This is a genomic window from Microbacterium xylanilyticum (assembly GCF_054654695.1).
In genome coordinates, this window is sequence record NZ_BAAIEN010000002.1 from 2,572,957 (window position 1) to 2,594,928 (window position 21,972).

The window sequence follows — 21,972 nt, forward strand, 5'->3', positions numbered from 1 at the left end:
TGCGGGCGAGCGACACCCCACCGCGGCGGGTTCCCGACTATGAGGTCGCTGGGACGGCTCTCAGAGCCGGACGAAGATCGGCGGGCCGGAGCTCGCCCAGGGAGCGTGGTGCTCGACGTAGCGTCCCCAGTCAGGCGAGTCGATGATCCCTCCGGCGCCGTCCCAGATGCCGATGTGCCGCCCGGGCCACCACACGAGATCCCCGGCTCTGGCCTCGTCGGCGGAGATCACGGTGCCGAGCGCGGCCTGGTTGTCCGCGCCCCGCGGCAGGCTGATGCCGAAGTGGCCGAACACGTACTGGGTCAGACCGTCGCAGCCGAAGGAGTCGCTCGGGTCGTTGCCCCAGCCGTAGGGCACCACGCCGACGAAGGTCTCCGCGTATGCGACGACGGCCTCCCCCGAGTAAGACTGCGGGCCGGCGGCCGCCCCGGCGGACGCAGCGGCGGGCGCCGGATCCGCCACCGGCGCAGGGGCCGGAGGCGTGTACACGTCGAATGCTGCGCGGGCGGTGACCGGCTCCTGCGCAGCGGATGCGACCGTGTAGCTCTGCGGGTCCACCACGAGAGACACCGCACGGCGGGGAGCCGCTGCGTCCACGGACGGGAAGGCGAACGCCGCCGTCGCCGCGAGAGGCACGATCAGGGCCGCGATGGCGCAGCCTGCCGCCGTCTTCCGTGTCACAGTCATCGGGAATCTCCGTGCCACAGTCATCGGGAGACCACCTTACGGGCAATCCCGTCCGACGTCACTGGGAAGCCCCTGAGCGGGTGCGAGCCGGAGCTCGCTCAGTCGTCGTCGTCCTTGCGCTTGCGCCAGCGGATCCCGGCCGAGATGAAACCGTCGAGATCGCCGTCGAAGACGGTCGACGGGTTGCCGGACTCGTAGCCGGTGCGCAGGTCCTTGACGAGCTGCTGGCCGTACAGGAAGTAGGAGCGCATCTGGTCGCCCCAGCTCGCGGTGATGTTCCCCGCGAGCTCCTTCTTCTTGGCGGCCTCCTCCTCCTTCTGCAGCAGCAGGAGGCGGGTCTGCAGCACGCGCATGGCGGCGGCGCGGTTCTGGATCTGAGACTTCTCGTTCTGCATCGAGACGACGATGCCGGTCGGGAGGTGCGTGATGCGCACGGCTGAGTCGGTCGTGTTGACCGACTGGCCGCCGGGGCCGGAGGAGCGGAAGACGTCGACGCGGATGTCGCCCTCGGGGATGTCGACCTCGGTCGCCTCCTCCATGAGCGGGATGACCTCGACCGCGGCGAAGGACGTCTGGCGCTTGTCGGCCGAGCCGAACGGGCTGATCCGGGCGAGGCGATGGGTGCCGGCCTCGACCGAGAGCGTGCCGAACGCGTACGGCGCGTCGACCTCGAACGTCGTGGACTTGATGCCCGCGCCCTCGGCGTAGGACGTGTCCATGACCTTCACGGGATACTTGTGGCGCTCGGCCCAGCGCAGGTACATGCGCAGCAGCATCTCGGCGAAGTCGGTGGCGTCGTCTCCGCCCGCACCCGAGCGGATCGTGACGATCGCGGCGCGCTCGTCGTACTCGCCGTCGAGCAGGGTCTGCACCTCGAGCTGGTTGATGGTCTCGGTGAGCGACGCGAGCTCGGCGCGCGCCTCGGCAGCGGAGTCCTCGTCCTCCATCTCGTTGGCGAGCTCGATGAGCACCTCGAGATCGTCGAGACGCTGCTCCACCTCGGTGACGCGCTTGAGCTCGGCCTGGCGATGACTGAGGGCGCTGGTCACCTTCTGCGCCTTCTCCGGGTCGTCCCAGAGATCCGGCGCGCCGGCCTCCTCGCTGAGGCGTTCGATGTCGGCACGGAGAGAGGTGACGTCGACGACCTCGCGGATGTCGCCGAAGGTCTGACGGAGGGCCGCGATTTCGGCGGAGAGATCAAGTTCGAGCATGGCGCTACCAGCGTATCGCGCGGGCGCGCCGTGGCGAACCGCACGGACGCCGCGTCCGGCCGTGTGGGATCCCGGAACTTCTGCCCAACCTCTCGCCTTATTCGAATCTTTGTACTATACTGGACGCATGGAACCCACCGACGAGCAGACCCCGCGGCACGCGTCCGCAGCGGAGATCGTCGGCCACGTGCTGGGCGATCTCGCGCGCAACGACAATGAGGCGAACCGGCAGGCAGCCCTGCGCTCCGAGCGGATCCTCGAGGTGATCGAGCTCGCCCGCCGGAACCCGGATGTCTACACGCACGATGCGGATCCCAAGGTCGCGGAGCGCGCCGCGGTGCTCGACATCGCGCTGCGGCTGCAGCTGTCCGAAGACCACGTGCGCAGCATGCAGGCGACCGCCGAGTTCGTGAAGTCGCTGATGCCTGCCCTGTGGGAGCGCGCCTCCGAAGGGTTCGCCTCCCCTGCCGCCGTGCTGGATGTCGTGTCGCGGGTGCGGGTGCTGCAGGCGCCCGACGGCGCGCCGGATGAGGTTCGCGAGGCGGCCCGCAGGGCCATCGCCGCGGCTGACGAGGCTGCGTCCGGATGGGTGTTGACGTGCCCGCCCTCGCTACTGCGGCGCAAGGTGCGCGCCCTGGTCGACCGGCTGCTCGGCGATCGGACCACGCAGCGTCACACCCGGGCGATGGAGCACCGGGGCGTGTCGTTCACTGATGCGGGGGACGGCATGTCGTGGCTGACCGTCTACGGCCCGACCGCCGAGCTGCACGCCGCGTACCGGCGCCTGTCGGCGACCGCGAAGCATCTGCAGAAGACCGAGCGCCATGGTCGCACCCGCGACCAGATCCGCGCCGATCTCGCCATCGCCTGGCTGACCGGTGCAGGCACCGCGACCGCTGTGAAGACGAAGGTGTTCGTGACGATTCCGGCGCAGCTGCTGGCCGGTGTGCCGGTACCCCCGGAGCAGGCGGAGATCGTCGGGGTCGGGCCGATCGACCCGCTCACGGCGCGGCAGATGTTCCTCGACGCGGAATCCTTCCACCGGGTCATCACGGATCCGATCAAGGGCGTCATCGTCGACATGGATCGGCGCACCTACCGTCCGACCAGGGCGCAGCGGGACTGGCTCATCCTCCAATACGGCACTTGCTCCCGGGACGGCTGCAGCAGGCTCGCGATCGACGCCGACTTCGACCACGACCGGCCCTGGGCCGACGGTGGCACGACCGACCTGCGTCAGTTGCGCCCGCTCTGCCCACGCGATCATCGGACGCGACATCGCACCCGGGTGAGATACCGCACGAGACCCGAGGAACGCACGGTCGAAGTCGTCACGCCGACCGGATTCCGCAGTTCGGCACCCGCACCCGCACCGTTCTGATCGGATCACCCAGGTTGCGCATAGCCACGACATGCCCCCGGACTAGCGTGGAGCCGTGATGGTTCGAGCGTCGGCGGTGCTGTGGAAGTTCGGTCCGATGGTGTACCTGCCCACGCTGCTGTTCTCGCTCGGCGAGGGCGCCGTGGTGCCGCTGATCCCGGTGATCGCGGCCGGCCGTGGGGCGACGCTCGCCTCAGCCGGCCTCATCGCCTCCGCACTGGTCGTGGGCCAGCTGTGCGGCAACATCCCTGCGGGCTGGCTCGTCTCCCGGGTCGGCGAGCGGCACACCATGGTGATCGCGGGTGCGCTCTCGCTGGTCGGAGTGGCGGCGGGGGCGCTCGCCCCGAGCCTCGTGGTGTTCACGATCGCCGTGTTTGTGGTCGGCATGTCGGCGGCGGCGTTCGGGCTCGCCCGGCACGCGTTCATGACGACGCGTGTGCCCCTCGAATTCCGCGCCCGTGCGCTGTCGCTGCTCGGCGGGTCCTTCCGCGCGGGCATGTTCGTGGGGCCGTTCCTCGCGGCGGCGCTGCTCGGGCTGTTCCACACCGAGAACGCCGCGCTGTGGTTCTTCGCGGTGTGCCTGGTCGCGCTGGTCGTGCTCGTATTGTTCGGGCCGGATCCGGAGGCACAGGCCGCCGCCGCGGACCGTGAGCCCGCGGAGCCCGAGGACACCGGCGAGGCGGTGAGCGGCTCGATCCCCACGGTCGAGCGCGCGGGCGTCTTCCGCACCATGTGGCGCAACCGCGGGGTGCTCTCGCGCCTGGGGCTCGCCGCGGCGAGCCTGTCGGCCGTGCGCTCGGCGCGGCAGGTGGTGCTGCCGCTGTGGGGCGTGTCGATCGGACTGGACGCCTCGTCGATCGCGCTCGTGGTGGGTGTGTCCGGGGCGATCGACTTCGCCCTGTTCTACGCGAGCGGCCAGGTGATGGACCGGTTCGGCCGGCTGTGGGCGGCCCTGCCCGCGATGGTGCTCATGGGCCTGGGCTTCCTCACGCTGTCGCTCACGCACGACGCCGACACGAAGGTGCTGTGGTTCGGCATGATCGCCGCGGTGCTCGGCGTCGGCAACGGGCTGTCCAGCGGCATCCTGCTGACGCTCGGTGCGGACGTCGCGCCGCAGTCGGAACCGGCGGCGTTCCTCGGATCCTGGCGCACGCTGACCGATGCGGGCGGGGCCGTCGCTCCCCTGCTCTTCTCCGGCATCGCAGCTCTGAGCTCGCTCGCGATCGGCGCGGCGATCATGGGAGCGATCGGGATCCTGGGCGCGATCGGGTTCCTGCGCTTCATCCCGCGGTTCGTGCCACGGCGCTAGCGGTCGTCGCTCCCCGCCGCAAGGGCGGTCTCTGCTGCGCGGCGCCTTCGCTAGCGTGAGTGCGAGGAGGTATCCGATGGCACCCAGGAGGAACCCGTGGCGGATCCGCGCCGGCGCGGCGAGCGCACGCGAGCAGATCCACGCGCTGGACGCGGCGGTGTTCTCGGCGGTCGCATCGACGCCGAGCCCGATTCTGGACCGGTGGATGCCGAGGCTGACCAACGCGGCGGACCACTCCGTGCTCTGGCTCGTGATCGCCGGAGGGATGTACCTCACCGGCCGCAGCCGCGCCCGCCGCGGCGCCCTGCGCGGCGTGGTCACGCTGGGCGCGACCAGCCTCATCGCGAACCAGCTCGCCAAGCGCCTGCACCACCGGCAGCGGCCGATCCGCGACCTCATCCCGCTGCTCCGGCTCTCCCGCCGCGCACCGCTGTCCTCCTCCTTCCCGAGCGGGCACTCCGCGAGTGCGGCGGCCTTCGCGGCGGGCGTCTCCGCGGAGATGCCCGCAGCCGCGGTGCCGCTGGGCGTGCTGGCGGGGCTCGTCGGCTTCTCCCGGGTCGCCACCGGCGCGCACTATCCCTCCGACGTCGCGGCCGGCTTCGTCCTCGGCGGCACGGTGGCGGCGATCGGCCGGCGGCTCGTGCCGCCCGTCCCGCCGCCGGCAGCACCCGCGCCGCGCGAGTTGGACGAGCTGCCGCCGCGTCCACGTGGCGAGGGCGTGGTGCTCGTCGTCAACCCGGCCGCGCACAGCGGTCGCGGTGCGGCGCTCACCCGGAGCCTGCGCCGAGCCCTGCCCCGGATGAGGATCCTCGAGCTGCAGGGGTCGGACGACGTGCAGGCCGCGATGCGACGCGCCGCGGCCGGGGCCGAGGTGCTCGCGGTCGCCGGCGGCGACGGCACCATCGCGGCCGCCGCGGAGGCGGCCATCGACCGCGGCATCCCTCTGGCCGTGTTCCCGGCCGGAACGTTCAACCACTTCGCCCGCGCCATCGGCGCCGATCGCACGAGCCGCACCGTGCGGGCGATCCGGCGCGGCAGCGCGACGACGGTGGATGTCGCCTACCTGAACGACAGGATCTTCCTCAACACCGCCAGCGTCGGCGCCTACACCGATTTCGTGCGCATCCGTGAGCGCCTGGAGAAGCGCATCGGCAAGCCGCTCGCGGCGCTCGTCGCCGGCTGGCGGACCATGCGGAAGGATCGCGCCATCACGGTGACGGTCGACGGCAGGACCCGCGAGTCGAGCCTGCTCTTCATCGGGAACGGCCAATACCAGCCGCACGGCTTCGCGCCGAGCGTGCGCGAAGACCTGCAGGACGGTCTCCTGGATCTGCGGATCCTGGACGTGTCGACACGGTGGTCGCGCTTCGTCGTGCTGCTGGCGACGCTCACGGGGCAGCTGGCCCGCGTGAAGCAGTATCACGAGGTGTCGGCGCCGGAGCTCGAGATCGCCCTCCCTCAGGGCTCGGAGCGCGTCACCCGCGACGGCGAGGTCGGCGAGGCGAGCGACCTGCTGCGGATCCGCGCCGTCCGACGGGCGCTGACCGTCTACCGGATGCCCCACGGCGACTGACGCGCATCGCGGACGCCGGGGCGGGCCCTGTCAGCATCGGCGTGCCGCGAGCACGGGCGCGGGCGATGTCACTCCAGTGCGGTGCGGCTCGTGCCGATCGACTGGATCGTCACCATCGGCGGCAGGAGTTCGCTGAGCAGCGGAGGCGTCCACGTCGTCCGCACGGTCACCCGGGCGGAGAGACCATCCGGGCTGCCTGCGGACACCAGTTCCGTGCCGTCGGCGAGCACGCCGATCACTGCGGTCGCCTGCTCGGCGATCGCGGCATCCTCCAGTTCCGCGCGGATCGCCGCACCGTCGACCTGCAGCCGGAAGCCGTCCGCGCCGGCGAGCGCCGCCGCGTCGGCCACGGAGTCGAGGCGCTTCTGCGCGATGTACAGATCGGTCGCGCAGACGCACACGTAGATGAGGGCGATCGCGAGCACGAGGTAGCCGAGGATCAGCGGCATCGTGCTTCCCCGGTCGTCGCGGAACAGGGCCGCGCCGGCCCTGCGTAGCCCGCCCCCGAGCCCGGGCCCGGACTCCGGCCGGTGCACGCCGGCGGCGCTCATCCGCCCGTCCACGTGCGCGAGACCTTGTACGCCGACGCCGCCTGCACGGGGACCGTCCCGATCCGGTCCAGGCCGAACACAGGTGGGACGAACGGCAGCGCGACCTTCGCCGTGACGGTGACGACGACCGTCGCCCCCGCGGAGGGGCACGCGGCGCCCGCCGGCGCGCACTGAATGTCGACGTCGACGGATCCCGCATCCATGCCGTACTCCTCGATCGCCGATCTCACCGCCGCATCGGCGCGGGCCGAAGCCTCCGCGCCGTCCGAGGCGGCGCTCATCATGCGGGCCGCGTGCCGGGCCGCGGACTCCGCGCCGAGCAGCTGCCCCTGGATCGCCCCGAGCGCGAGCACGAGGTACACCAGCGGCACGAGCAGGATCACGCCGAGCCCGATGAACTCCAGGGCCGCGGATCCGTCCTCGCTGCCGGGGACGCGCGGGTGAGCCGATGTCGGACCGTCTGGCGCACCGGCCGGCGCGCCCCGCGCATCAGTCCGCTTCGGTGAACGACTCCACGGGAGCACGGCCGGTCACCTCCAACCCCGAGGGCACCCCGAGCAGACCGATGAGCGGGAGCGTGGTGCGCACCGTCACCTCCATCGTGGGCACGCCCAGCGCCGCCGTCTCGCGCACGCTGACGTCGCGCGCGTACTCCGCACCGATGGCACGACCGATGACGAGGGCGGTGCGCTGCACGCCCTCACCCGGGTCGGTATCGGCGAGCGCTGCGACGTGCGCGCCCTCGACGGCGGCGTCGTGCACCACGTTGCGCACGTACACGGCGAGCGCGAACTGCAGCACGGCCAGGGTGAGCGCGGTCAGCAGCGCACCGACGAGCACGAACTCGACCGGGCTGGATCCCCGGTCGTCGCCGAGCACGTCGACACCTCGCCGTCCGACGCTCATGGTGCGGTCAGAGTCCGCTCACGCGTGCGATGGCCTGCTCGAACAGGTTCGTGAGCGCAGGACCGGCCACGGCCCAGATCAGGACGACGAGCGCAGTTGTATCGCTGTGAGGGTATTATTTCGTCATGGCTCGACGCTCAACTCGCCCTCTCTCCCTCGACCTCGGCGCGGAGACGTGCGTGATCTACCTCCGCATCTCGCAGGACCGCACCGGCGAAGGCCTCGGCGTCGAGCGCCAGGAGCGCGAGTGCCGCACCCTCGCGCGGAAGCTCGGCCTCGAGGTCGCGCGGGTCTACGTCGACAACGACGTCTCCGCCACCAGCGGTCGCGTGCGCCCCGAGTTCGAGGCGATGCTCCGCGACCACCCCGAGTCGATCGTGGCGTGGCACCAGGACCGCCTGCTCCGGCTCACCTCCGACCTCGAGCGCGTGATCGACCTCGGCGTCGACGTGCACTTCGTTGCGTCGTCCCGCGGTGGCCTGGACCTCGCCACCCCGGCCGGTCGCGCGGTGGCTCGCACCGTGGCGGCGTGGTCGCAGTACGAGACGGAGCAGAAGGCCGCGCGTCAGCAGTCGGCGAACCGCCAGCGCGCCGAATCCGGGCACTGGCACTTCTCGCGCCGCCCCTACGGCTATGAGCGCCGCGACGGTCGCGTGGTGGTCGTCGAGGCCGAGGCCGAGATCGTGCGCGAGGGCTATCGCCGCTACATCGCGGGCGAGACGTATTACGCGATCGCGAACGACTGGAACGAGCGCGGCGTGCCGACGATCGGCACCGGTGGCATCCCCGCCGAGCGCACCGCCTGGTCTATGACGCGGGTTCGCTCGCTGCTGCGCAACGAGCGCTACGCCGGGATCGTGACCTACGCGGGCGAGCGGCTCGAGGCCGAGCCGCAATGGACGCCGCTGATCGACGAGCGGACGTGGGGCGACTACCTCGCCACCCGCGACGGCCGCGCGAAGCCTCACGGGTGGTCGAACGCGACCAAGCACCTGCTCTCCGGGCTGCTCGTCTGCGACGTCTGCGGCGAGCGCCTGCTGGCGCGCCCCGAGTACCGGAAGAACGCGGACGGCTCGCGTCGCACGCAGATGAGCTATCAGTGCGTGGCGGGCTGGTGCGTCTCGGTGCTGGCGCGCGACGTGGAGCCTGCCGTCGAGGCCGTCGTGCTCGAGCGGCTGCGCGACAAGCGGGTGCTCAAGGCGCTGCGCACCGCGCCGGACACGGAGCCGGTGCTGACCGAGCTGGCCGACCTCCGCTCGCGGCGCGAGGCGATCGTCGACCTGATCGCAGACGGCCACCTGGCGCGTCGGGAAGCGCGGGAGCGGCTGGATGCCCTTGCCGAGCGGATTGAGGCGCTCAGCGCGCGCCTGGCGGCGATGCGGCGGCACTCCCCGCTCACCGACCTCGCGCTCAGCCGCGCCATGCCGAAGCGGTGGCGGTCGCTGCCGGTGCTCGAGCGTCGCCGCGTGATCGACGAGCTGGGCCTGCAGGTGACCGTGGCGAAGGCCAAGCGCGGCCGCCGCCCGCTCGACGCCGAGGGCAACCCGGTGCCCGACCTCTCGCGGCTGCAGGTCGCCTGGCGCGACGCCGAAATGGACTAGCGGCTGGTCAGCGGCGATATCGACGTCACCTAATATATGACCTGATCAGAGGCCATTTCCGACTTGCGATCAGGGCGTAGTAGCGGCTAGGCTGTAACTTGTCAGCAGCACCGCCCCGCATCGCCACTGAGAAGGTCGCCACCGTCCTCCTCCAGCGGGTTCCCGTAGGAACCGTTTGGAAGAGAAATGGACGCCCGACCCCGCGTTGTCACGGGCCGCTACGGTGCAGCGGTCCGCCGGTATGGACCGGACTCCCCGGAAGCGACGGACCTTCGTCGCGACCTCGCTGCCGCCAAAATCTCGGCGGCGATCGACTCGGCTCTGGCCGCCTCTGGCGCGCCGCTGAAGGCTGAGCACGCGGCGCAGCTCGCCGCCCGCCTGAAGGCCGGTGCGCGATGATCGCCTCGGCCGCTGCTGCGCTCGAGCAGTTCGTCGCCTCGGCGACCTCTGCTGCTCCCCCGCTTACCGATGCGCAGGCCGAGCGCATCGCCGCGATCCTCCGCCACTCGACTCCGGCGGCGGTGAGCTGATGCGCGCGAACGAAACCGCCCCGGTTGTGGCGACCAGGGCGGTTCAGGAAAGTCGTTGCGACGCGACCGGTTCCCATCCTCTCACGGGGTGCGGACATGCGGTCCTGGCGCGCTATCTCTCCGAGTTCGCCGACGCCCGCCGCGCGCTGCGTGGCCAGCTCGTCTGCGTCCGGTTCACCGGGTCCGCGCTCGACGCTGGCCTATGCGACGTCACGGGTCGCGTGAAGGCCACCGACCGCACCGGCCTGCTGCTCGTCGTGCCCGGTCACGCGGTGCTCGACGGCTCCGAGGTCGTCTCGCTGGTGCCGTGGTCCTCGATCGAGCGCGTCGTCGTCGGCTGGTCCGAGGACGTGCTGCCGGGCGAGGTGGCGTCATGAGCAAGAAGCGGGATGCCGCGCCCGCTGCGGCTGCGCCCGAGGAGAGCTACGCCACCGAGGCGCAGCGGCTCGGCGCTCACGTCTGGCCGCCGCCCGGCGCGCCCTACGAGACGGCACGGCTGCTCGTGCACCGGTCGCTGCCGTGGCTGGAGGGCTACGCCTTCGGCGAGGGGTCGTGGTGGCGCGAAGGTGTCACCGGCGAGGCCGAGCAGGTGCCCGCCGACGAGCTGCGTCGCGGCCTGTACGAGACGCTGGGCCTCGGCGTCTTCCGCGATCGCGAGGTGGCGGGCGACGACGAGCCGGGCGCGTTCAAGCAGTGGAATCCGACCCGCTCGCGCGTCTCCGACGTCGAGGACGCGCTGCGCTCCCTGCTGCCTCGCGTGCCTGGCGACCTGCCCGCCGTCACGTCGCTGCGGGATCTGCTCGAGCAGGACGACGACGCCGAGGTGGCGTGGCGGATCGAGGGACTGCTCGCCGCGGGTGCTCGCGCGCTGCTGGCCGCACCGCACAAGGCGGGCAAGTCGACGATCGTCGGGAACCTGCTGCGGTCGCTGGCCGACGGGGCCGCGTTCCTCGGTCGCTTCGAGGTGCGCCGGGCGAAGCGCATCGTGCTCGTCGACGACGAGCTGGACCCGCGGACGCTGCGGGCGTGGCTGAGCGACCACGGCATCGACAAGGCGAAGCGTATCGAGGTCGTCTCGCTGCGCGGCCGCGTCTCGTCGTTCGACATTCTGACCGCCGAGGGCCGCCGCCGCTGGGCCGCGCACATCGGGCGCTGCGACGTCGTGGTCGTCGACTGCATCCGCCCGATCCTCGACGCGCTCGGCCTCGACGAGAACCGCGACGGCGGCCGCTTCACCGTCGCGCTCGACGAGCTGCTGGCGCTGATCGGTCCCGAGGAGGGCGTCTCGCCCGAGTGCGTGGCCGTGCACCACACCGGCCACGGCGGCGAGCGCTCGCGCGGCGACTCCCGCTTCCTCGACTGGCCGGATGCCACCTGGCGGATCGCCCGCGAGGACGCCAACGACCCGGCCTCGGATCGGTTCTTCTCGGCGTTCGGCCGCGACGTCGCCGTGCCGGAGGGTCGCCTCGAGTTCGATCCCGCCACCCGCGCGCTCGTGCTCGGCGAGGGCAACCGCCGCGAGGGGAAGCTCTATCGCGACATGGCTGCGGTCGCGCCGGGCGTCGTCGAGTTCGTCGCCAGCCACCCCGGCGCGTCCGGTGCCGAGATCGAGCGTGGTGTCGACGGCTCTCGTGACGTGGTGCGGCTCGCTCTCAAGGCGCTGTGGCAGGACGGCACCGTCGTGAAGGAGCAGCGCACCGGTCGCGGCGGTGGTTATGGCTACCGGATCGGCGACCTTAAGCCTGACGAGGCGGCTGAGTTCGTAACCTCGCGAACCTCGCGGAACCTCGCCGCCGCGAACTTCCCGAACCTCGCGAACCTCGCCTATAGGGCGAGTCGCGGCGAGGTTCGGTTCGGGGATGGTGCTGAAACCGTGCCGGGCCGCGAGGTTCCGGCTAAGGCGAAGAAATCGAAGGCCTTTAGCGAAGGAGGAAATCGTGGTTAGTCGACTGCCCGGCGTCTCGGTGCGCCGGATCGAGGAAGGGCTGCGTCAGGAGCCGAGCGCTCCGGCTGCTCCGCCCGGTGGCTGGGTCGAGGCTCAGCCGGTGCCGGTCGAGGTCGTGCACGCTCGCGTCGCCGCTGCGGCGGTGCTGCCTGCGTCGCTCGCGGTGGCGTGCACCGCTCATGCCGCAGCCGTCGGCGTGCCGTGCTTCGGCTCGGTCGGCGGCCGTGGCTCGGGTGCCTGCGGCGAGCGCGTGCGGCGTCGGTCGTCGGCGGTGGCGTCGTGAACGGCGAGGGGCTGCCGCTGTCGACGTCGGATCGCGGCCGCGCACGGAGGATCGCCCTCGCCGTCGCTTGCCCGCGCTGCGGCGCTGATCCGTTCAGCGCATGCGATCTGGATGACGGCGTCGATGAGGTGCTCGAGGTGCATCCCGAGCGCAGCGCGTTCGCTCTCGCCCACCATGTTGCCGCCGACAACCGCCAGCGGCGCGAGGGTGCTGCAGCTCGTCGAGCGCGTCAGGCCGAGGCGAAGCTGGCGCGGGCGCGTAAAGCGCTGCTGGCGGTCGCGGATGCTCTCGGAGATGCATCATGAGCCGCCGCTCGGGCCTCGTCGGCTTCGTCGACGCCCGCGCCGATCGCCTCGCCGTCGAGCAGGCGTCATCGGCCCGCCGCGCTGCGATCGCCGAGCGTGAGGCGGCGGCTGAGGCGCGGGCGGCTGCGACAGCCGCCCAGCGTCGCGCACCGCGGCCGAAACCGCCTCGGCAGGTACCACCGGCCGCCGCGCCCGTTTCAGGCGCGCACAGCGCCGCACAGCGCTCCACCGCTCCGACGCCTCGCGTCGTCGTGAACGGCGTGCCCATCACCGACCCGCACGCGATCGCTCTGCTGTCCCGCTTCTGAAGGAGTTCTCTCATGTCCGTTCCCACCTCCGCGGCCGTCCCGGTCGCCGTCCAGCTTTCCGGCTCGCTGCTGCCCTGCGGGGTCTGCGGTGTCGCCGTCGAGGGTCCGCATCTGCAGCGCGACGTCGTCGAGCTGACGATCTCCGCCGTCGACGATCCGCGTCTCGGCGTGCGCGAGCTGACGCCGCAGCGCTCGCTGGCCGTCACCCGCTGCGCTTTGTGCCGTGGCCGCCTCGAGCGTGCCCGTGCTGCCGTCGACGCGTTCGGGGCGTTCGCCTCGCGCCTCGGCTCCCGGTCCCTCGTCGTCGACCGGCTCGAGGCGGTGCTCGCCGTCGAGGGCGTCATTGGGACTGCCGTGCGTCTCGCTTCGCCGCGGGATCTCTCCGCCGCGCTCGAGCACCTGAACGTCGCCGGTGCGGCCGCGCTGTGGTCGACCCGCTTCGCGCCTGTGCAGGCGTCCGACGCCCGTCTCGGCGTCGCGAACGCCGCGCCCTTCGCCCACGTCGGCGACGAGCTGCGCCAGGCGGCGCGCGACGCCCTGGCGGCTCTACTGCGGTCGCGCCTGGCCGCACCGGCCGCGGTGCCGCTCGGCCCGCCCGCCGACTCGGCGCGCCGCGGCTGCCTGCTCTGCGGTGTCGCGGCCGCCGACGCCTGGGAGGCGCTCTCGGCGTCGACGCGCGCGCTCGGTGGCCGCCCCTCGGCGGGGGCGGTGGAGGGCGACGTCTGCGGGCGCTGCAGCGACGTGCTCGCCGACGTCGGCTCCGTGGGTCAGACGGCAATGCGCCGCGCGCTGCTGCAGCACCTCGGGATGACGCGCACCTTCGCTCTCGACGCGATCGACATGCGGGTGATCGGCTGGGGCGCTCTGCCGGACGGCACGCCGCCGAACGCGGAGCCGTGGGCGCACGTCGACGCCGATGCGCTGCGGCGCGACCTCGCCGACGTGCAGGAGCGCGGCTACGTGAACGCGGGTGCACGATGAGCGCCCGGCTGGCGTGGACGGCGCTGCTGGACCGCGCCGAGGCGGCGGGCGAAGACTTCGCGGCTCCGGAGTCGCCGTTCCTGGATCGTGTCTGGGCTGACGTGGTGCTCGCGCTCGTGCCCGGCTCGGGCCTCTCGCCGATGAGCTACTGCTCGCACACGCGGCTCGCTCGGGAGTTCGACGAATTCGACGGCGTCGTGATCTTCGCCGCCCAGCGCCTCGCCTCATGCGCGGCGTGCGCTCGCTCGATCCGCAACGAGATCGAGGCGGGTCGGAAGCGCACCTGCCTGCGCTGCGACGTCGCTCGGGCGGACGGGATGCACTCCGCCGAGCTGCTCACGGCGGCCGGTGCAGTCGTGGCGATCCAGCTCTGCAGCGGATGCGCCTCGGCCGAGGGGCTGTCATGAGCGCGGCAGACGTGGCGATGCTGCTCGCGGTGCGCTCGATCGCGCCGCCGTCGGTCGCTGACGTGCGGGCGGACTTCGCCCGGCTCGGGGATGCGCCCAGCGAGGCAGCGCTGGACCGCTTCGGCACGGCGCTGATCGTCGCGTGGGTCACCGGCACGCCGGGGCGGGGTCGCGCATGGCGGCCAGAGATCGCTGCGCCTCGGGAGGAGTGGCGGCGCTGGTTCGCCGCGACCGGGTATCTGCAGGTCGGTCTGCGCCTGCCTCGGCTCCGGCCCCGCTCGCCGATCGTGCTCTACCGCGCGGCGACGCCCGGCCACGAGCGCGGCATGGCCTGGACGCCGGATCGATCGTGGGCCGAGATGTTCCAGGCGATCCACGCCGCCGACGGGCTGCGCTCGGCGATCTGGACGGTGCGCGCTGAGCCGGAGTGGGTGCTGGCGAAGGCGGAGCACCCCGGCGGCAACATCGAGTACGTGCTCGACCTTCCCGAGGACGCGGCGGTGGTCGAGCTGCGGCCGGGCGCGGTGCCGGGCATGTCGACGTGGGGTCGCTCCGGGGCGGGGCTGCTCATCCACGATCGCGGCCGCGTGCTGCTGCAGCGGCGCTCGAGTTGGGTCCAGGCGGGCGGCACCTGGTCGATCCCCGCCGGGGCGGTGGAGCGTGGCGAGACGAGCCTCGAGGCGGCCCTGCGCGAGGTCGCCGAGGAGTGCGGCATCGGCCGGGGTGATCTCAAGGTGGCGAAGGTGCGGCACCGGGCCGAACCGGTCGACGGGTGGCGGTTCACCACGCACGTCGCGAAGCTGCGCAAGCGCGCCCGCGGCGTCGGTGCGCCGGGTACGACCTGGGAGTCGTCGGGCCACGAGTGGGTGCCTGTCGCCGAGGTGGCGAAGCGGGCGCTGCATCCCGGCTTCGCGGCGTCGTGGCCGGAGGTGTGCGACCTGCTGCCGGATCGGCCGGTGCGCGTGCTGTTCGTCTGCGCGGGCAACATCTGCCGGTCGCCCACCGCGGAGCTGCTGCTGCGCGACATGGCTGCGCAGGCGGGCGTGGCGGTGGAGGTCGCCTCGGGCGGGGTCGCCGTCGAGGCCGGGAGTGCGATGGATGCCGGGTCGCTCGCCGAGGCGGCTCGGCACGGGCTGGACGGCTCCGAGCACCGCGCCCGTCACGTCTCGCTCCGCGAGATCGGCCGCGCCGACCTGATCGTGGTGCTGGACCGCGAGGTCGGCGAGGTGGTGCGGCGGATCGTGGCGACCGTGGATGCGTCCGCGCAGGTGCGCGTGGCGCATGTCCCGAATCCCTGGCGCGGCTCGGCTGCGCTCTACCAGGACGCGCACCGGCGGATCGCCGGTGTCTGCGCCGACGTGCTCGACGTCGTGTGCTCTCTCGAAAGGAGCCGATGATGGGCAACCACCCCGTAGAAGCCACCGACCCCATGGACGGTGGTCGTCGCCGCTGCACGGCGCACGCTCGCTCGACCGGGGAGCGCTGCGGCAACCGGCCGATCCCCGGCGGCACCGTCTGCCGCTTCCACGGCGGTGGCGCTCCGAGCGTGAAGCGGAAGGCGGCGCTGCGCCTCGCGTCTCTCGTCGAGCCTGCGATCGGGACGCTCGCACGCGTGATGGTCCAGGGCCAGAGCGAGGCCGTGCGCGTACGCGCCGCCAACTCGATTCTCGACCGCGCCGGGATCACCCGCGCCCAGCCGTCTCTCGAGGAGAGCCGCGCGCTGCTGCTGGAGCAGCTTCTCGCCTTCCGCGCGACCGGTGGCAAGCTGGCCGCGCCCGCTCCGCTCGACGTGCTGGACGCCGAGGTCGTCGACGACGACGAGCACTGACCGCCACCGTGCCGGGGTGGCGCATCCTCGGCACGGTGGCTCTATCCGCCTCTGATCGCCGGGCCGTCAAACGGCGGCGGTAACGGTCCCTGCTCGACGGGTTCGAAGCGGCGGCACTCCGGGCACGTCCAGCCGCCCGCCTCGCCGCGCATCACGACGCCGCACTCCGGGCATCGCGGCTCGGTGCTCCCGAAATCGTCGACGTAGGTCATGCTCGCGCCTCTCTCAAACCGCGCGCCCGCACGTAGGGTCGAGGCGGCGGTGGCGACTCCCCGCTGCTGGCGCGGCATCGCGGGCTAATTACTCTCATATCGTTACCGCGGGTAGTCCTGCCGTCATCAACGTGATCAGCACCCAGCCGGGCACGTCGCCGCGTTCGGGATCGTCGGAGACGAACGATGACGGTTCGAGGCGGGTGAGGTGAGCCGATGCGCGATCTGCAGACATGGGGATTCCTTTCGTGGATGCGGGGTCCGTGAGACGTCAGCCGATTCCGAGCCTCAGGATGAACACGCCGGGGAAGACGGCGAACAGAACCGACAGCGGGAGGATGAGGAAGACGAGCGGGAGGAGCATCAGGATCTCCTTCCGGCCGGCCTGCTCGATCAGGCTGCGCTTCGTCTCCTCGCGCGCGTCGGACGCCTGCGCCTGCAGCACCGCGGCCAGCGGCGCGCCGCGCTCGAGAGCCGCGATGATCTGATCGACCGCGCGCGTCAGCGGCGGGATCTGCAGCCGGTGGGCGCAGTCTCCGAGCGCGTCCGCGAGCGAGGATCCGGTGTTCACCGCGAGCGTCACCGCGCGCAGCTCGCCGCTGAGCTCACCGGATCCTGCGGCGCCCACCCGGCGCAGCGCGTCGGGCAGCCCTTCGCCCGCGGACAGGCACAGCGCGAGGAACTCCAGCACCGTCGGCAGCTCCTCGGTGAGCCGGCCGACCCGCGCCTTGGCCCGGGCGCTCAGCAGGACGTCGCAGGTGACGCCGGCGATGACCGCCGTCAGCACGGGCAACAGCACGGCGGGCGCGGAGAGGCGGCCCGCGAGGACGAGCGCGACCGTCGTGGCGGCACCTGCTCCGAGACCGACCAGCACCCAGACGAGCTGGCGGCTGCGGAACGCGCCGGGACCGCCGGGCAGTCCCGCCTGGGTCATCCGCAGCGCGACGCCGGCGTCGCCTCCGCCGAAGAGCCCGAGCGCGCCCTTGATCCGCGCCGCCCAGGAACCCCCGGCCGGCATCCGCCACGGCAGCCGCGCCGTCGGATCGGCGAGGTCCGCCACGTCGCGCAGGTGCGGCGCGATCCGGGAGCTGAGGTCGGCCCAGCGCCAGCGCGGGAAGGCGGCCAGCACGAGGAGGACTCCGGCGGCGAGCGCCCCGCCGAGCAGCACGGCGACGGCGAGGTCGGACAGCGCGCTCACCGGAACCACCTCCGCGGCTCGGGCAGCCGGCCGATGCGCAGCATGATCCGGAATGCGACGAAGGACACCGCCGCCCCGCCGAGGATCAGGGCGACGCCCTCGGGACTGGTGTACGCCTCCGCTCCCTCCGGTCGCAGCAGGAGCAGCACCAGGATGACCCACGGCGCGATCGCTCCCAGCACGGCGGCGCCGCGGATCCACGACTGCCGTGCCTCGACCTCGGAGCGCAGCGCCGCCTCGGCCCGCACCGAGCTCGACAGCGCCCGCAGCACGGTGCTCAGCTCCGTGCCGCCGACCTCTCGCGCCATCCGCAGCGTCTCCACGATGCGATCGCCGACCGGATCCGCGAGCGCCTCCTTGAGCTTCACGGCCGCAGCGTCGAACCGTCCCGTGGCGTGCAGGTCGCGGGCGAACGCCGCGAAGGCCGGTCGCAGCGGCGCAGGGGCGGCTTCCTCCAGGGCCGCGACCGCGTCCGGCAACGGCATGCCGACCCGGATCGACGCGATGAGCAGGTCGCACACATCGGGCCACAGCCCCCGCCGAAGCCGCAGCAGACGCTGCCGCCGCGAGCGCAGGAACACCACGGGCGCGGCGGCTCCCGCCACCGCCAGGACGAGCGCGAACGCCGCGGTACCGGTGATGAGCCACGCCACCGCCCCGGTGACGAGGCCGCCGGCGACGACCGCGACGACGAGCACGCGCGCATCGGCGCGGAACCCCGCCTCGCGCAGCAGACGGGTCGCCACACCGGGACGGGGCGCACGGACCGGGCGAGTACCGGCCGGCCACAACCACGGCGACGCCGCCAGCACGACGCCCGCGGCGAGCAGTGCGCCCAGCAGCAGGGTCATGAGATCCCCTCCCCCGGATTCGAGTCGGCGTACAGCACGCGGTGGTGGATCCGTCCGTCGGCGTCGGCCTTGGTGGGTGCGATCACCTCGGCGACCCGGCGGGTGCCGTCCGCGTCGCGGCGGCAGTGCACGACGAGATCGACGGAACCGGCGAGCGCGGGCGCGATGAACGCGCGATCGATGTTGCGGCCGGCGAGCAGCGGCAGCATGCTGAGCTTCTCCAGCGCCTCCGCCGCCGAGTTCGCGTGCACCGTCGCCGCTCCGGGAACACCGGTGTTCAGGGCGAGCACCAGGTCGAGCGCCTCGGCATCGCGCACCTCGCCCACCACGAGCCGGTCGGGCCGCATCCGCAGTGCCTCCTTCACGAGCCGTCGCAGCGTGATCTCCCCGGTGCCCTCCAGGCTGGCCTGGCGCCCCTGCAGCGCGACGAGGTCGGGCGCCTGCACCCCCAGCTCGAACGTCTCCTCGACCGTGATCACGCGCTGATCCGCGCACTCGGCGACGAGCGCCGCCAGCAGCGTGGTCTTGCCCGCGTGCGTGGGTCCGGACACGATCACGCTTCGGCCCGCGCGCATCGCGTCGGCCAGCGTCGCCGCGACGCGCGGCGGCACCATGCCCTGCCCCACGAGCGACTCCAGGCTCCGGTACCGTGGCAGGAACTTCCTGATGTTCACGGCCCAGGATCCCCGCACCACATCCGCGATCGCGACGTGCAGGCGGGAGCCGTCGGGCAGGGACGCGTCCACGAACGGCTGACCGAGATCGACGCGGCGTCCGGTGGCGTGCAGCATGCGCTCGACGACATCGCGCAGCTGCGCCTCGGTCAGGCTGATCGGCACGCGCTCGCTGCGCCCCTCCCGCGCCACGAACACGTGCGACGGGCCGTTCAGCCAGATCTCCTCGATCGTGTCGTCATCGAGCAGCGGCTGCAGCGGACCGTACCCGGCGACGCCGGCGAGGATGTCGCGCACGCAGGCGGCTTCGTCATCGATCGTCGCGGTGCCTCGGGCGAGCGCCTGATCGTTGTGCCGGCGCACCTCGAACTGAGCGATCCGGCGCGCCTCATCCGGGTGCATGGACGGATCGGTCCGCTCGGCGCGCAGTCGCGCGCGCACCCTCTCGGTGACGGCGGCGGTACTGAGGCTCACACTCGCATCGTCGCAGGATCCGCGATCCGGCTCCGGAAGTTATCCACACCCGGGCGGCAAGCGACGGGCTGACCGACCGTCCAGACGACTGCGGAGGACCGTCAGCCGACGCGGGCGACGTCGTGCAGCGCGTCGACCATCGGCAGCAGCTCGGGCTGCTGCGCGGCGTCCGCGAGCACGCGCTCCAGGGTCTCGTCGTGCACCGGGCGGGCTCGCTCGTACAGCTCCTGCCCGCTCGGCGTGAGCTCGGTGTAGATCCCGCGCCGGTCGTCGACGCAGAGGATCCGGGTGAGCAGTCCGCGGTCCTCGAGGCGGTTCACGAGGCGGGTGGTCGCGCTCGGGCTGAGGGCAGCGGCGCGGGCGAGCTGCTGCATGCGCATGTGCCAGCCGTCCTGTCGGCTCAGCGCCTCCAGCACGGTGTACTCGACGACCGAGAGTCCCGCCTCCGCGGACAGGGCCCGCTCCAGCTCCGCCTCGATCATGGCGTGCAGCGCGGCCATCGTGCGCCATCCGCGCGCGCGGATCTCGACGGCGTCATCGGCGATGCCCATGGATCCTCCAAAGTAGTTGCTTGCGCTTTCTATTTGCGCGTGCAAGTATTGTGATCACCGACGCAAAATCCCGCGTCTGCAACTATCTCACTGTACCAGGAGTTCCCCCATGCCTCTCGGCCTGATCGCCCTCGCCCTCGGCGCCTTCGGAATCGGCCTCACCGAGTTCGTCATCATGGGCCTGCTGCCCGAGGTGGCCGCCGACTTCGGTGTCACCGAGGCCGCCGCCGGCTGGCTCATCTCCGGCTACGCGCTGAGCGTCGTCGTCGGCGCGCTGTTCCTCACCGCCGCCACCACGCGCCTGCCGCGCAAGCCCGTGCTGCTCGGCCTCATCGTCCTCTTCGTCATCGGCAACGCGCTCACCGCACTCGCTCCCGGCTACGGTCTCGCGATGGTGGGCCGGATCATCGCCGCCCTCACGCACGGGGCGTTCTTCGGGATCGGATCCGTCCTCGCCGCCTCGCTCGTGCCCGCCGCCAAGAAGGCCGGAGCGATCGCGATCATGTTCACGGGCCTGACCGCCGCGAACGTGCTCGGCGTGCCCTTCGGCACCTTCCTCGGCCAGCAGCTCGGCTGGCGCGCCACGTTCTGGGCCATCGCGCTCATCGGCGTGCTGGCGTTCGTCGGCATCGCGCTGCTCGTGCCGGCGACGCACGACATCGCGTCCACCCGCCTGCGCGACGAGCTCGGCGCCTTCCGCTCCGGTCAGGTGTGGCTGTCGCTCATCGTGACCGTGCTCGCATACGGCGGCATGTTCGGCGCGTTCACCTACATCGCCTACACGCTCACCGAGGTCAGCGGCTTCGCGTCTGGCATGGTGCCCTGGCTGCTCGTGTTGTTCGGCGTCGGCCTGTTCCTCGGCAACTGGGCCGGCGGCAAGGCGGCCGACCGCTCGATCGATGCGACCCTGATCGTCTTCATCGCCGCGCTCGTCGTCGTGCTGACCGGATTCGCGCTCCTCGCTTCCAGCGGCCCCGCGACCGTCGTCGCGCTCTTCTTCATGGGCGGGTTCGGATTCGGCACGGTGCCCGGACTGCAGTCGCGGATCATGGGCTACGCGTCGTCCGCCCCGACGCTCGCGTCGGGTGCGAACATCGGCGCCTTCAACGTCGGCAACGCCTTCGGAGCCTGGGCCGGAGGCGTCGGCATCGCCGCGGGCCTCGGCTACACCTCCCCCATCTGGATCGGCGCCGGCATCACGGCGCTGGCGCTGGTCGTCATGATCGCCGCCACGGCCGCGGCGCGCGGAGCGCACGATCGCACCGGCACCGCCACGGTGCGCACGCTCACCGCGAGCACGCCCGTCATCGCGGACTGAACCACGACGCCCTCTCCCCACCCCCACAGAAGGACGAACGACATGACCGTTCCCACCCTCACGCTGAACAACGGCGTCTCCATGCCCCAGCTCGGCTTCGGCGTCTTCCAGCTCCCGGACGACGAGACCACGGCTGCCGTCGCGACGGCGCTGGAGACCGGGTACCGCAGCATCGACACCGCCGCGATCTACGGCAACGAGCGCGGCGTCGGTCGCGCGATCGCCGAGTCCGGCATCGCCCGGGACGAGCTCTTCGTGACCTCGAAGGCGTGGAACGCCGAGCAGGGCTACGACGCCGCGCTGCGCGCCTACGACGCGAGTCTGGAGAAGCTGGGGCTGGACGCCCTCGACCTCTACCTCATCCACTGGCCCGAGCTCGGCGACGGTGATTACGCCGGCACGTGGCGCGGTCTCGAAGCCCTCTACGAGCAGGGCCGCGTGCGCGCGATCGGCGTCTCGAACTTCGAGCCCGTGCACCTCGCGCGGATCCGCGAGACCGGATCCGTCGTTCCTGCGGTCAACCAGGTCGAGCTGCACCCCGCCTTCCAGAACCGCGCGGTGATCGCCGCTGACACCGCGGCGGGCGTGGTGACGGAGGCATGGAGCCCGCTCGCACAGGGCGCGGTGCTGCAGGATCCGGCGATCACGTCGATCGCCGCCCGGCACGGCCGCACCCAGGCCCAGGTGGTGCTGCGCTGGCACCTGCAGCAGGGCCGCATCGTCATCCCCAAGTCCGTCACGCCGAGCCGCATCGCGGAGAACTTCGACGTGTTCGGCTTCGACCTCGACACGACGGAGCTGGCCGCGATCGACGCCCTCGACCGCGACGGCCGCACCGGCCCGCACCCGCACGAGTTCCACGGCTGAGCGTGGCGGGGCAGGGCGGAT

The 21,972-nt window shown here is 72.3% G+C and carries 28 protein-coding genes; 17 read left to right on the forward strand and 11 right to left on the reverse strand.

The features are described 5' to 3' along the window. Nucleotides 1–60: 60 nt before the first annotated feature. Together ACYQ1L_RS12965 and prfB are read right to left on the reverse strand one after the other, a co-directional pair. Nucleotides 61–687 carry a C40 family peptidase gene (locus ACYQ1L_RS12965; RefSeq protein ID WP_460004505.1) on the reverse strand — a complete coding sequence of 209 codons (627 nt, stop codon included), beginning with the start codon at nucleotides 685–687 and terminating at the stop codon, nucleotides 61–63. A gap of 98 nt (nucleotides 688–785) precedes the next feature. Further along, nucleotides 786–1,898 carry a peptide chain release factor 2 gene (gene prfB, locus ACYQ1L_RS12970; RefSeq protein ID WP_460004506.1) on the reverse strand — a complete coding sequence of 371 codons (1,113 nt, stop codon included), beginning with the start codon at nucleotides 1,896–1,898 and terminating at the stop codon, nucleotides 786–788. Between the two features lie 127 nt (nucleotides 1,899–2,025). Between prfB and ACYQ1L_RS12975 the strand changes: the two genes are divergently transcribed. From ACYQ1L_RS12975 to ACYQ1L_RS12985, 3 genes are all read left to right on the forward strand, one after another. Beyond that, the gene (locus ACYQ1L_RS12975) at nucleotides 2,026–3,279 is read left to right on the forward strand and encodes an HNH endonuclease signature motif containing protein (protein WP_460004507.1); all 1,254 of its coding nucleotides are present in this window, start codon (nucleotides 2,026–2,028) and stop codon (nucleotides 3,277–3,279) included. 58 nt (nucleotides 3,280–3,337) lie between these two features. Then, nucleotides 3,338–4,588, forward strand: coding sequence for an MFS transporter (locus ACYQ1L_RS12980; protein WP_460005822.1), 1,251 nt, complete (start codon nucleotides 3,338–3,340; stop codon nucleotides 4,586–4,588). Between the two features lie 76 nt (nucleotides 4,589–4,664). Beyond that, a complete protein-coding gene (locus ACYQ1L_RS12985) occupies nucleotides 4,665–6,161 on the forward strand; it encodes a bifunctional phosphatase PAP2/diacylglycerol kinase family protein (RefSeq protein WP_460004508.1) in 1,497 nt (498 codons plus the stop codon). 68 nt (nucleotides 6,162–6,229) lie between these two features. Here ACYQ1L_RS12985 and ACYQ1L_RS12990 read toward each other — a convergent pair whose 3' ends face one another. The 3 genes from ACYQ1L_RS12990 to ACYQ1L_RS13000 all read right to left on the reverse strand — a co-directional run bounded on the left by ACYQ1L_RS12990 (nucleotide 6,230) and on the right by ACYQ1L_RS13000 (nucleotide 7,618). Then, entirely contained in the window at nucleotides 6,230–6,712 is a 483-nt protein-coding gene (locus tag ACYQ1L_RS12990; protein WP_460004509.1) for a pilus assembly protein TadG-related protein, read from the reverse strand. Next, nucleotides 6,709–7,095 (reverse strand): TadE family protein, encoded by a 387-nt coding sequence (locus ACYQ1L_RS12995; protein WP_460004510.1) that lies wholly within the window; start codon nucleotides 7,093–7,095, stop codon nucleotides 6,709–6,711. Before ACYQ1L_RS12995 ends, ACYQ1L_RS12990 begins: the two co-directional genes overlap by 4 nt. 106 nt (nucleotides 7,096–7,201) lie before the next feature. After that, nucleotides 7,202–7,618: a TadE/TadG family type IV pilus assembly protein gene (locus tag ACYQ1L_RS13000; RefSeq protein WP_460004511.1), complete on the reverse strand. Its 417-nt coding sequence runs from the start codon at nucleotides 7,616–7,618 to the stop codon at nucleotides 7,202–7,204. Between the two features lie 125 nt (nucleotides 7,619–7,743). Between ACYQ1L_RS13000 and ACYQ1L_RS13005 the strand changes: the two genes are divergently transcribed. From ACYQ1L_RS13005 to ACYQ1L_RS13060, 12 genes are all read left to right on the forward strand, one after another. Further along, nucleotides 7,744–9,219, forward strand: coding sequence for a recombinase family protein (locus tag ACYQ1L_RS13005; RefSeq protein ID WP_460004512.1), 1,476 nt, complete (start codon nucleotides 7,744–7,746; stop codon nucleotides 9,217–9,219). Between the two features lie 186 nt (nucleotides 9,220–9,405). Further along, the gene (locus tag ACYQ1L_RS13010; RefSeq protein WP_460004513.1) at nucleotides 9,406–9,618 is read left to right on the forward strand and encodes a hypothetical protein; all 213 of its coding nucleotides are present in this window, start codon (nucleotides 9,406–9,408) and stop codon (nucleotides 9,616–9,618) included. Next, nucleotides 9,615–9,749: a hypothetical protein gene (locus ACYQ1L_RS13015; RefSeq protein ID WP_460004514.1), complete on the forward strand. Its 135-nt coding sequence runs from the start codon at nucleotides 9,615–9,617 to the stop codon at nucleotides 9,747–9,749. Before ACYQ1L_RS13010 ends, ACYQ1L_RS13015 begins: the two co-directional genes overlap by 4 nt. Further along, complete coding sequence (locus ACYQ1L_RS13020; RefSeq protein WP_460004515.1) at nucleotides 9,749–10,126, forward strand: hypothetical protein; 378 nt, start codon at nucleotides 9,749–9,751, stop codon at nucleotides 10,124–10,126. Before ACYQ1L_RS13015 ends, ACYQ1L_RS13020 begins: the two co-directional genes overlap by 1 nt. Further along, entirely contained in the window at nucleotides 10,123–11,694 is a 1,572-nt protein-coding gene (locus ACYQ1L_RS13025; protein ID WP_460004516.1) for an AAA family ATPase, read from the forward strand. Before ACYQ1L_RS13020 ends, ACYQ1L_RS13025 begins: the two co-directional genes overlap by 4 nt. After that, nucleotides 11,687–11,977 carry a hypothetical protein gene (locus ACYQ1L_RS13030; RefSeq protein ID WP_460004517.1) on the forward strand — a complete coding sequence of 97 codons (291 nt, stop codon included), beginning with the start codon at nucleotides 11,687–11,689 and terminating at the stop codon, nucleotides 11,975–11,977. Before ACYQ1L_RS13025 ends, ACYQ1L_RS13030 begins: the two co-directional genes overlap by 8 nt. Beyond that, entirely contained in the window at nucleotides 11,974–12,282 is a 309-nt protein-coding gene (locus ACYQ1L_RS13035; RefSeq protein ID WP_460004518.1) for a hypothetical protein, read from the forward strand. The genes ACYQ1L_RS13030 and ACYQ1L_RS13035 overlap by 4 nt, the downstream gene beginning before the upstream one ends. Next, entirely contained in the window at nucleotides 12,279–12,590 is a 312-nt protein-coding gene (locus tag ACYQ1L_RS13040; protein WP_460004519.1) for a hypothetical protein, read from the forward strand. The genes ACYQ1L_RS13035 and ACYQ1L_RS13040 overlap by 4 nt, the downstream gene beginning before the upstream one ends. A gap of 12 nt (nucleotides 12,591–12,602) precedes the next feature. Beyond that, entirely contained in the window at nucleotides 12,603–13,571 is a 969-nt protein-coding gene (locus ACYQ1L_RS13045; protein ID WP_460004520.1) for a hypothetical protein, read from the forward strand. Further along, nucleotides 13,568–13,978: a hypothetical protein gene (locus ACYQ1L_RS13050; protein WP_460004521.1), complete on the forward strand. Its 411-nt coding sequence runs from the start codon at nucleotides 13,568–13,570 to the stop codon at nucleotides 13,976–13,978. The genes ACYQ1L_RS13045 and ACYQ1L_RS13050 overlap by 4 nt, the downstream gene beginning before the upstream one ends. Further along, nucleotides 13,975–15,375: an arsenate reductase/protein-tyrosine-phosphatase family protein gene (locus tag ACYQ1L_RS13055; protein ID WP_460004522.1), complete on the forward strand. Its 1,401-nt coding sequence runs from the start codon at nucleotides 13,975–13,977 to the stop codon at nucleotides 15,373–15,375. Before ACYQ1L_RS13050 ends, ACYQ1L_RS13055 begins: the two co-directional genes overlap by 4 nt. Continuing rightward, nucleotides 15,375–15,806: a hypothetical protein gene (locus ACYQ1L_RS13060; protein WP_460004523.1), complete on the forward strand. Its 432-nt coding sequence runs from the start codon at nucleotides 15,375–15,377 to the stop codon at nucleotides 15,804–15,806. Before ACYQ1L_RS13055 ends, ACYQ1L_RS13060 begins: the two co-directional genes overlap by 1 nt. Nucleotides 15,807–15,847: 41 nt before the next feature. On the opposite strand, the gene ACYQ1L_RS13065 is transcribed toward ACYQ1L_RS13060, so the two are convergent. From ACYQ1L_RS13065 to ACYQ1L_RS13090, 6 genes are all read right to left on the reverse strand, one after another. Further along, the gene (locus ACYQ1L_RS13065; protein WP_460004524.1) at nucleotides 15,848–16,018 is read right to left on the reverse strand and encodes a hypothetical protein; all 171 of its coding nucleotides are present in this window, start codon (nucleotides 16,016–16,018) and stop codon (nucleotides 15,848–15,850) included. A 94-nt stretch (nucleotides 16,019–16,112) separates the two neighbouring features. Beyond that, nucleotides 16,113–16,253 (reverse strand): hypothetical protein, encoded by a 141-nt coding sequence (locus ACYQ1L_RS13070; RefSeq protein WP_460004525.1) that lies wholly within the window; start codon nucleotides 16,251–16,253, stop codon nucleotides 16,113–16,115. Between the two features lie 36 nt (nucleotides 16,254–16,289). Continuing rightward, entirely contained in the window at nucleotides 16,290–17,216 is a 927-nt protein-coding gene (locus ACYQ1L_RS13075) for a type II secretion system F family protein (protein ID WP_460004526.1), read from the reverse strand. Further along, the gene (locus tag ACYQ1L_RS13080) at nucleotides 17,213–18,067 is read right to left on the reverse strand and encodes a type II secretion system F family protein (protein ID WP_460004527.1); all 855 of its coding nucleotides are present in this window, start codon (nucleotides 18,065–18,067) and stop codon (nucleotides 17,213–17,215) included. The genes ACYQ1L_RS13075 and ACYQ1L_RS13080 overlap by 4 nt, the downstream gene beginning before the upstream one ends. After that, on the reverse strand, nucleotides 18,064–19,215 hold the full coding sequence (locus ACYQ1L_RS13085) for a TadA family conjugal transfer-associated ATPase (RefSeq protein ID WP_460004528.1): 1,152 nt from the start codon (nucleotides 19,213–19,215) through the stop codon (nucleotides 18,064–18,066). Before ACYQ1L_RS13085 ends, ACYQ1L_RS13080 begins: the two co-directional genes overlap by 4 nt. Before the next feature lie 101 nt (nucleotides 19,216–19,316). Further along, nucleotides 19,317–19,766 (reverse strand): MarR family winged helix-turn-helix transcriptional regulator, encoded by a 450-nt coding sequence (locus ACYQ1L_RS13090; RefSeq protein WP_460004529.1) that lies wholly within the window; start codon nucleotides 19,764–19,766, stop codon nucleotides 19,317–19,319. Nucleotides 19,767–19,875: 109 nt separating this feature from the next. Between ACYQ1L_RS13090 and ACYQ1L_RS13095 the strand changes: the two genes are divergently transcribed. Continuing rightward, nucleotides 19,876–21,084: an MFS transporter gene (locus ACYQ1L_RS13095; protein WP_460004530.1), complete on the forward strand. Its 1,209-nt coding sequence runs from the start codon at nucleotides 19,876–19,878 to the stop codon at nucleotides 21,082–21,084. A gap of 42 nt (nucleotides 21,085–21,126) precedes the next feature. After that, nucleotides 21,127–21,951, forward strand: coding sequence for an aldo/keto reductase (locus tag ACYQ1L_RS13100; protein ID WP_460004531.1), 825 nt, complete (start codon nucleotides 21,127–21,129; stop codon nucleotides 21,949–21,951). Nucleotides 21,952–21,972 lie beyond the last annotated feature (21 nt).

Coding starts and splice junctions, on each gene's coding strand:
- ACYQ1L_RS12985 (WP_460004508.1), top strand. CDS start 4,665: ATGGCACCCAGGAGGAACCCGTGGCGGATCCGCGCCGGCGCGGCGAGC.
- ACYQ1L_RS13040 (WP_460004519.1), top strand. CDS start 12,279: ATGAGCCGCCGCTCGGGCCTCGTCGGCTTCGTCGACGCCCGCGCCGAT.
- ACYQ1L_RS13025 (WP_460004516.1), top strand. CDS start 10,123: ATGAGCAAGAAGCGGGATGCCGCGCCCGCTGCGGCTGCGCCCGAGGAG.
- prfB (WP_460004506.1), bottom strand. CDS start 1,898: ATGCTCGAACTTGATCTCTCCGCCGAAATCGCGGCCCTCCGTCAGACC.
- ACYQ1L_RS13080 (WP_460004527.1), bottom strand. CDS start 18,067: ATGACCCTGCTGCTGGGCGCACTGCTCGCCGCGGGCGTCGTGCTGGCG.
- ACYQ1L_RS13100 (WP_460004531.1), top strand. CDS start 21,127: ATGACCGTTCCCACCCTCACGCTGAACAACGGCGTCTCCATGCCCCAG.
- ACYQ1L_RS13010 (WP_460004513.1), top strand. CDS start 9,406: ATGGACGCCCGACCCCGCGTTGTCACGGGCCGCTACGGTGCAGCGGTC.
- ACYQ1L_RS12980 (WP_460005822.1), top strand. CDS start 3,338: ATGGTTCGAGCGTCGGCGGTGCTGTGGAAGTTCGGTCCGATGGTGTAC.
- ACYQ1L_RS13060 (WP_460004523.1), top strand. CDS start 15,375: ATGGGCAACCACCCCGTAGAAGCCACCGACCCCATGGACGGTGGTCGT.
- ACYQ1L_RS13045 (WP_460004520.1), top strand. CDS start 12,603: ATGTCCGTTCCCACCTCCGCGGCCGTCCCGGTCGCCGTCCAGCTTTCC.
- ACYQ1L_RS13095 (WP_460004530.1), top strand. CDS start 19,876: ATGCCTCTCGGCCTGATCGCCCTCGCCCTCGGCGCCTTCGGAATCGGC.
- ACYQ1L_RS13050 (WP_460004521.1), top strand. CDS start 13,568: ATGAGCGCCCGGCTGGCGTGGACGGCGCTGCTGGACCGCGCCGAGGCG.
- ACYQ1L_RS13000 (WP_460004511.1), bottom strand. CDS start 7,618: ATGAGCGTCGGACGGCGAGGTGTCGACGTGCTCGGCGACGACCGGGGA.
- ACYQ1L_RS13065 (WP_460004524.1), bottom strand. CDS start 16,018: ATGACCTACGTCGACGATTTCGGGAGCACCGAGCCGCGATGCCCGGAG.
- ACYQ1L_RS12990 (WP_460004509.1), bottom strand. CDS start 6,712: ATGAGCGCCGCCGGCGTGCACCGGCCGGAGTCCGGGCCCGGGCTCGGG.
- ACYQ1L_RS12965 (WP_460004505.1), bottom strand. CDS start 687: ATGACTGTGACACGGAAGACGGCGGCAGGCTGCGCCATCGCGGCCCTG.
- ACYQ1L_RS13090 (WP_460004529.1), bottom strand. CDS start 19,766: ATGGGCATCGCCGATGACGCCGTCGAGATCCGCGCGCGCGGATGGCGC.
- ACYQ1L_RS13020 (WP_460004515.1), top strand. CDS start 9,749: ATGCGCGCGAACGAAACCGCCCCGGTTGTGGCGACCAGGGCGGTTCAG.
- ACYQ1L_RS13070 (WP_460004525.1), bottom strand. CDS start 16,253: ATGTCTGCAGATCGCGCATCGGCTCACCTCACCCGCCTCGAACCGTCA.
- ACYQ1L_RS13055 (WP_460004522.1), top strand. CDS start 13,975: ATGAGCGCGGCAGACGTGGCGATGCTGCTCGCGGTGCGCTCGATCGCG.
- ACYQ1L_RS13015 (WP_460004514.1), top strand. CDS start 9,615: ATGATCGCCTCGGCCGCTGCTGCGCTCGAGCAGTTCGTCGCCTCGGCG.
- ACYQ1L_RS13005 (WP_460004512.1), top strand. CDS start 7,744: ATGGCTCGACGCTCAACTCGCCCTCTCTCCCTCGACCTCGGCGCGGAG.
- ACYQ1L_RS12975 (WP_460004507.1), top strand. CDS start 2,026: ATGGAACCCACCGACGAGCAGACCCCGCGGCACGCGTCCGCAGCGGAG.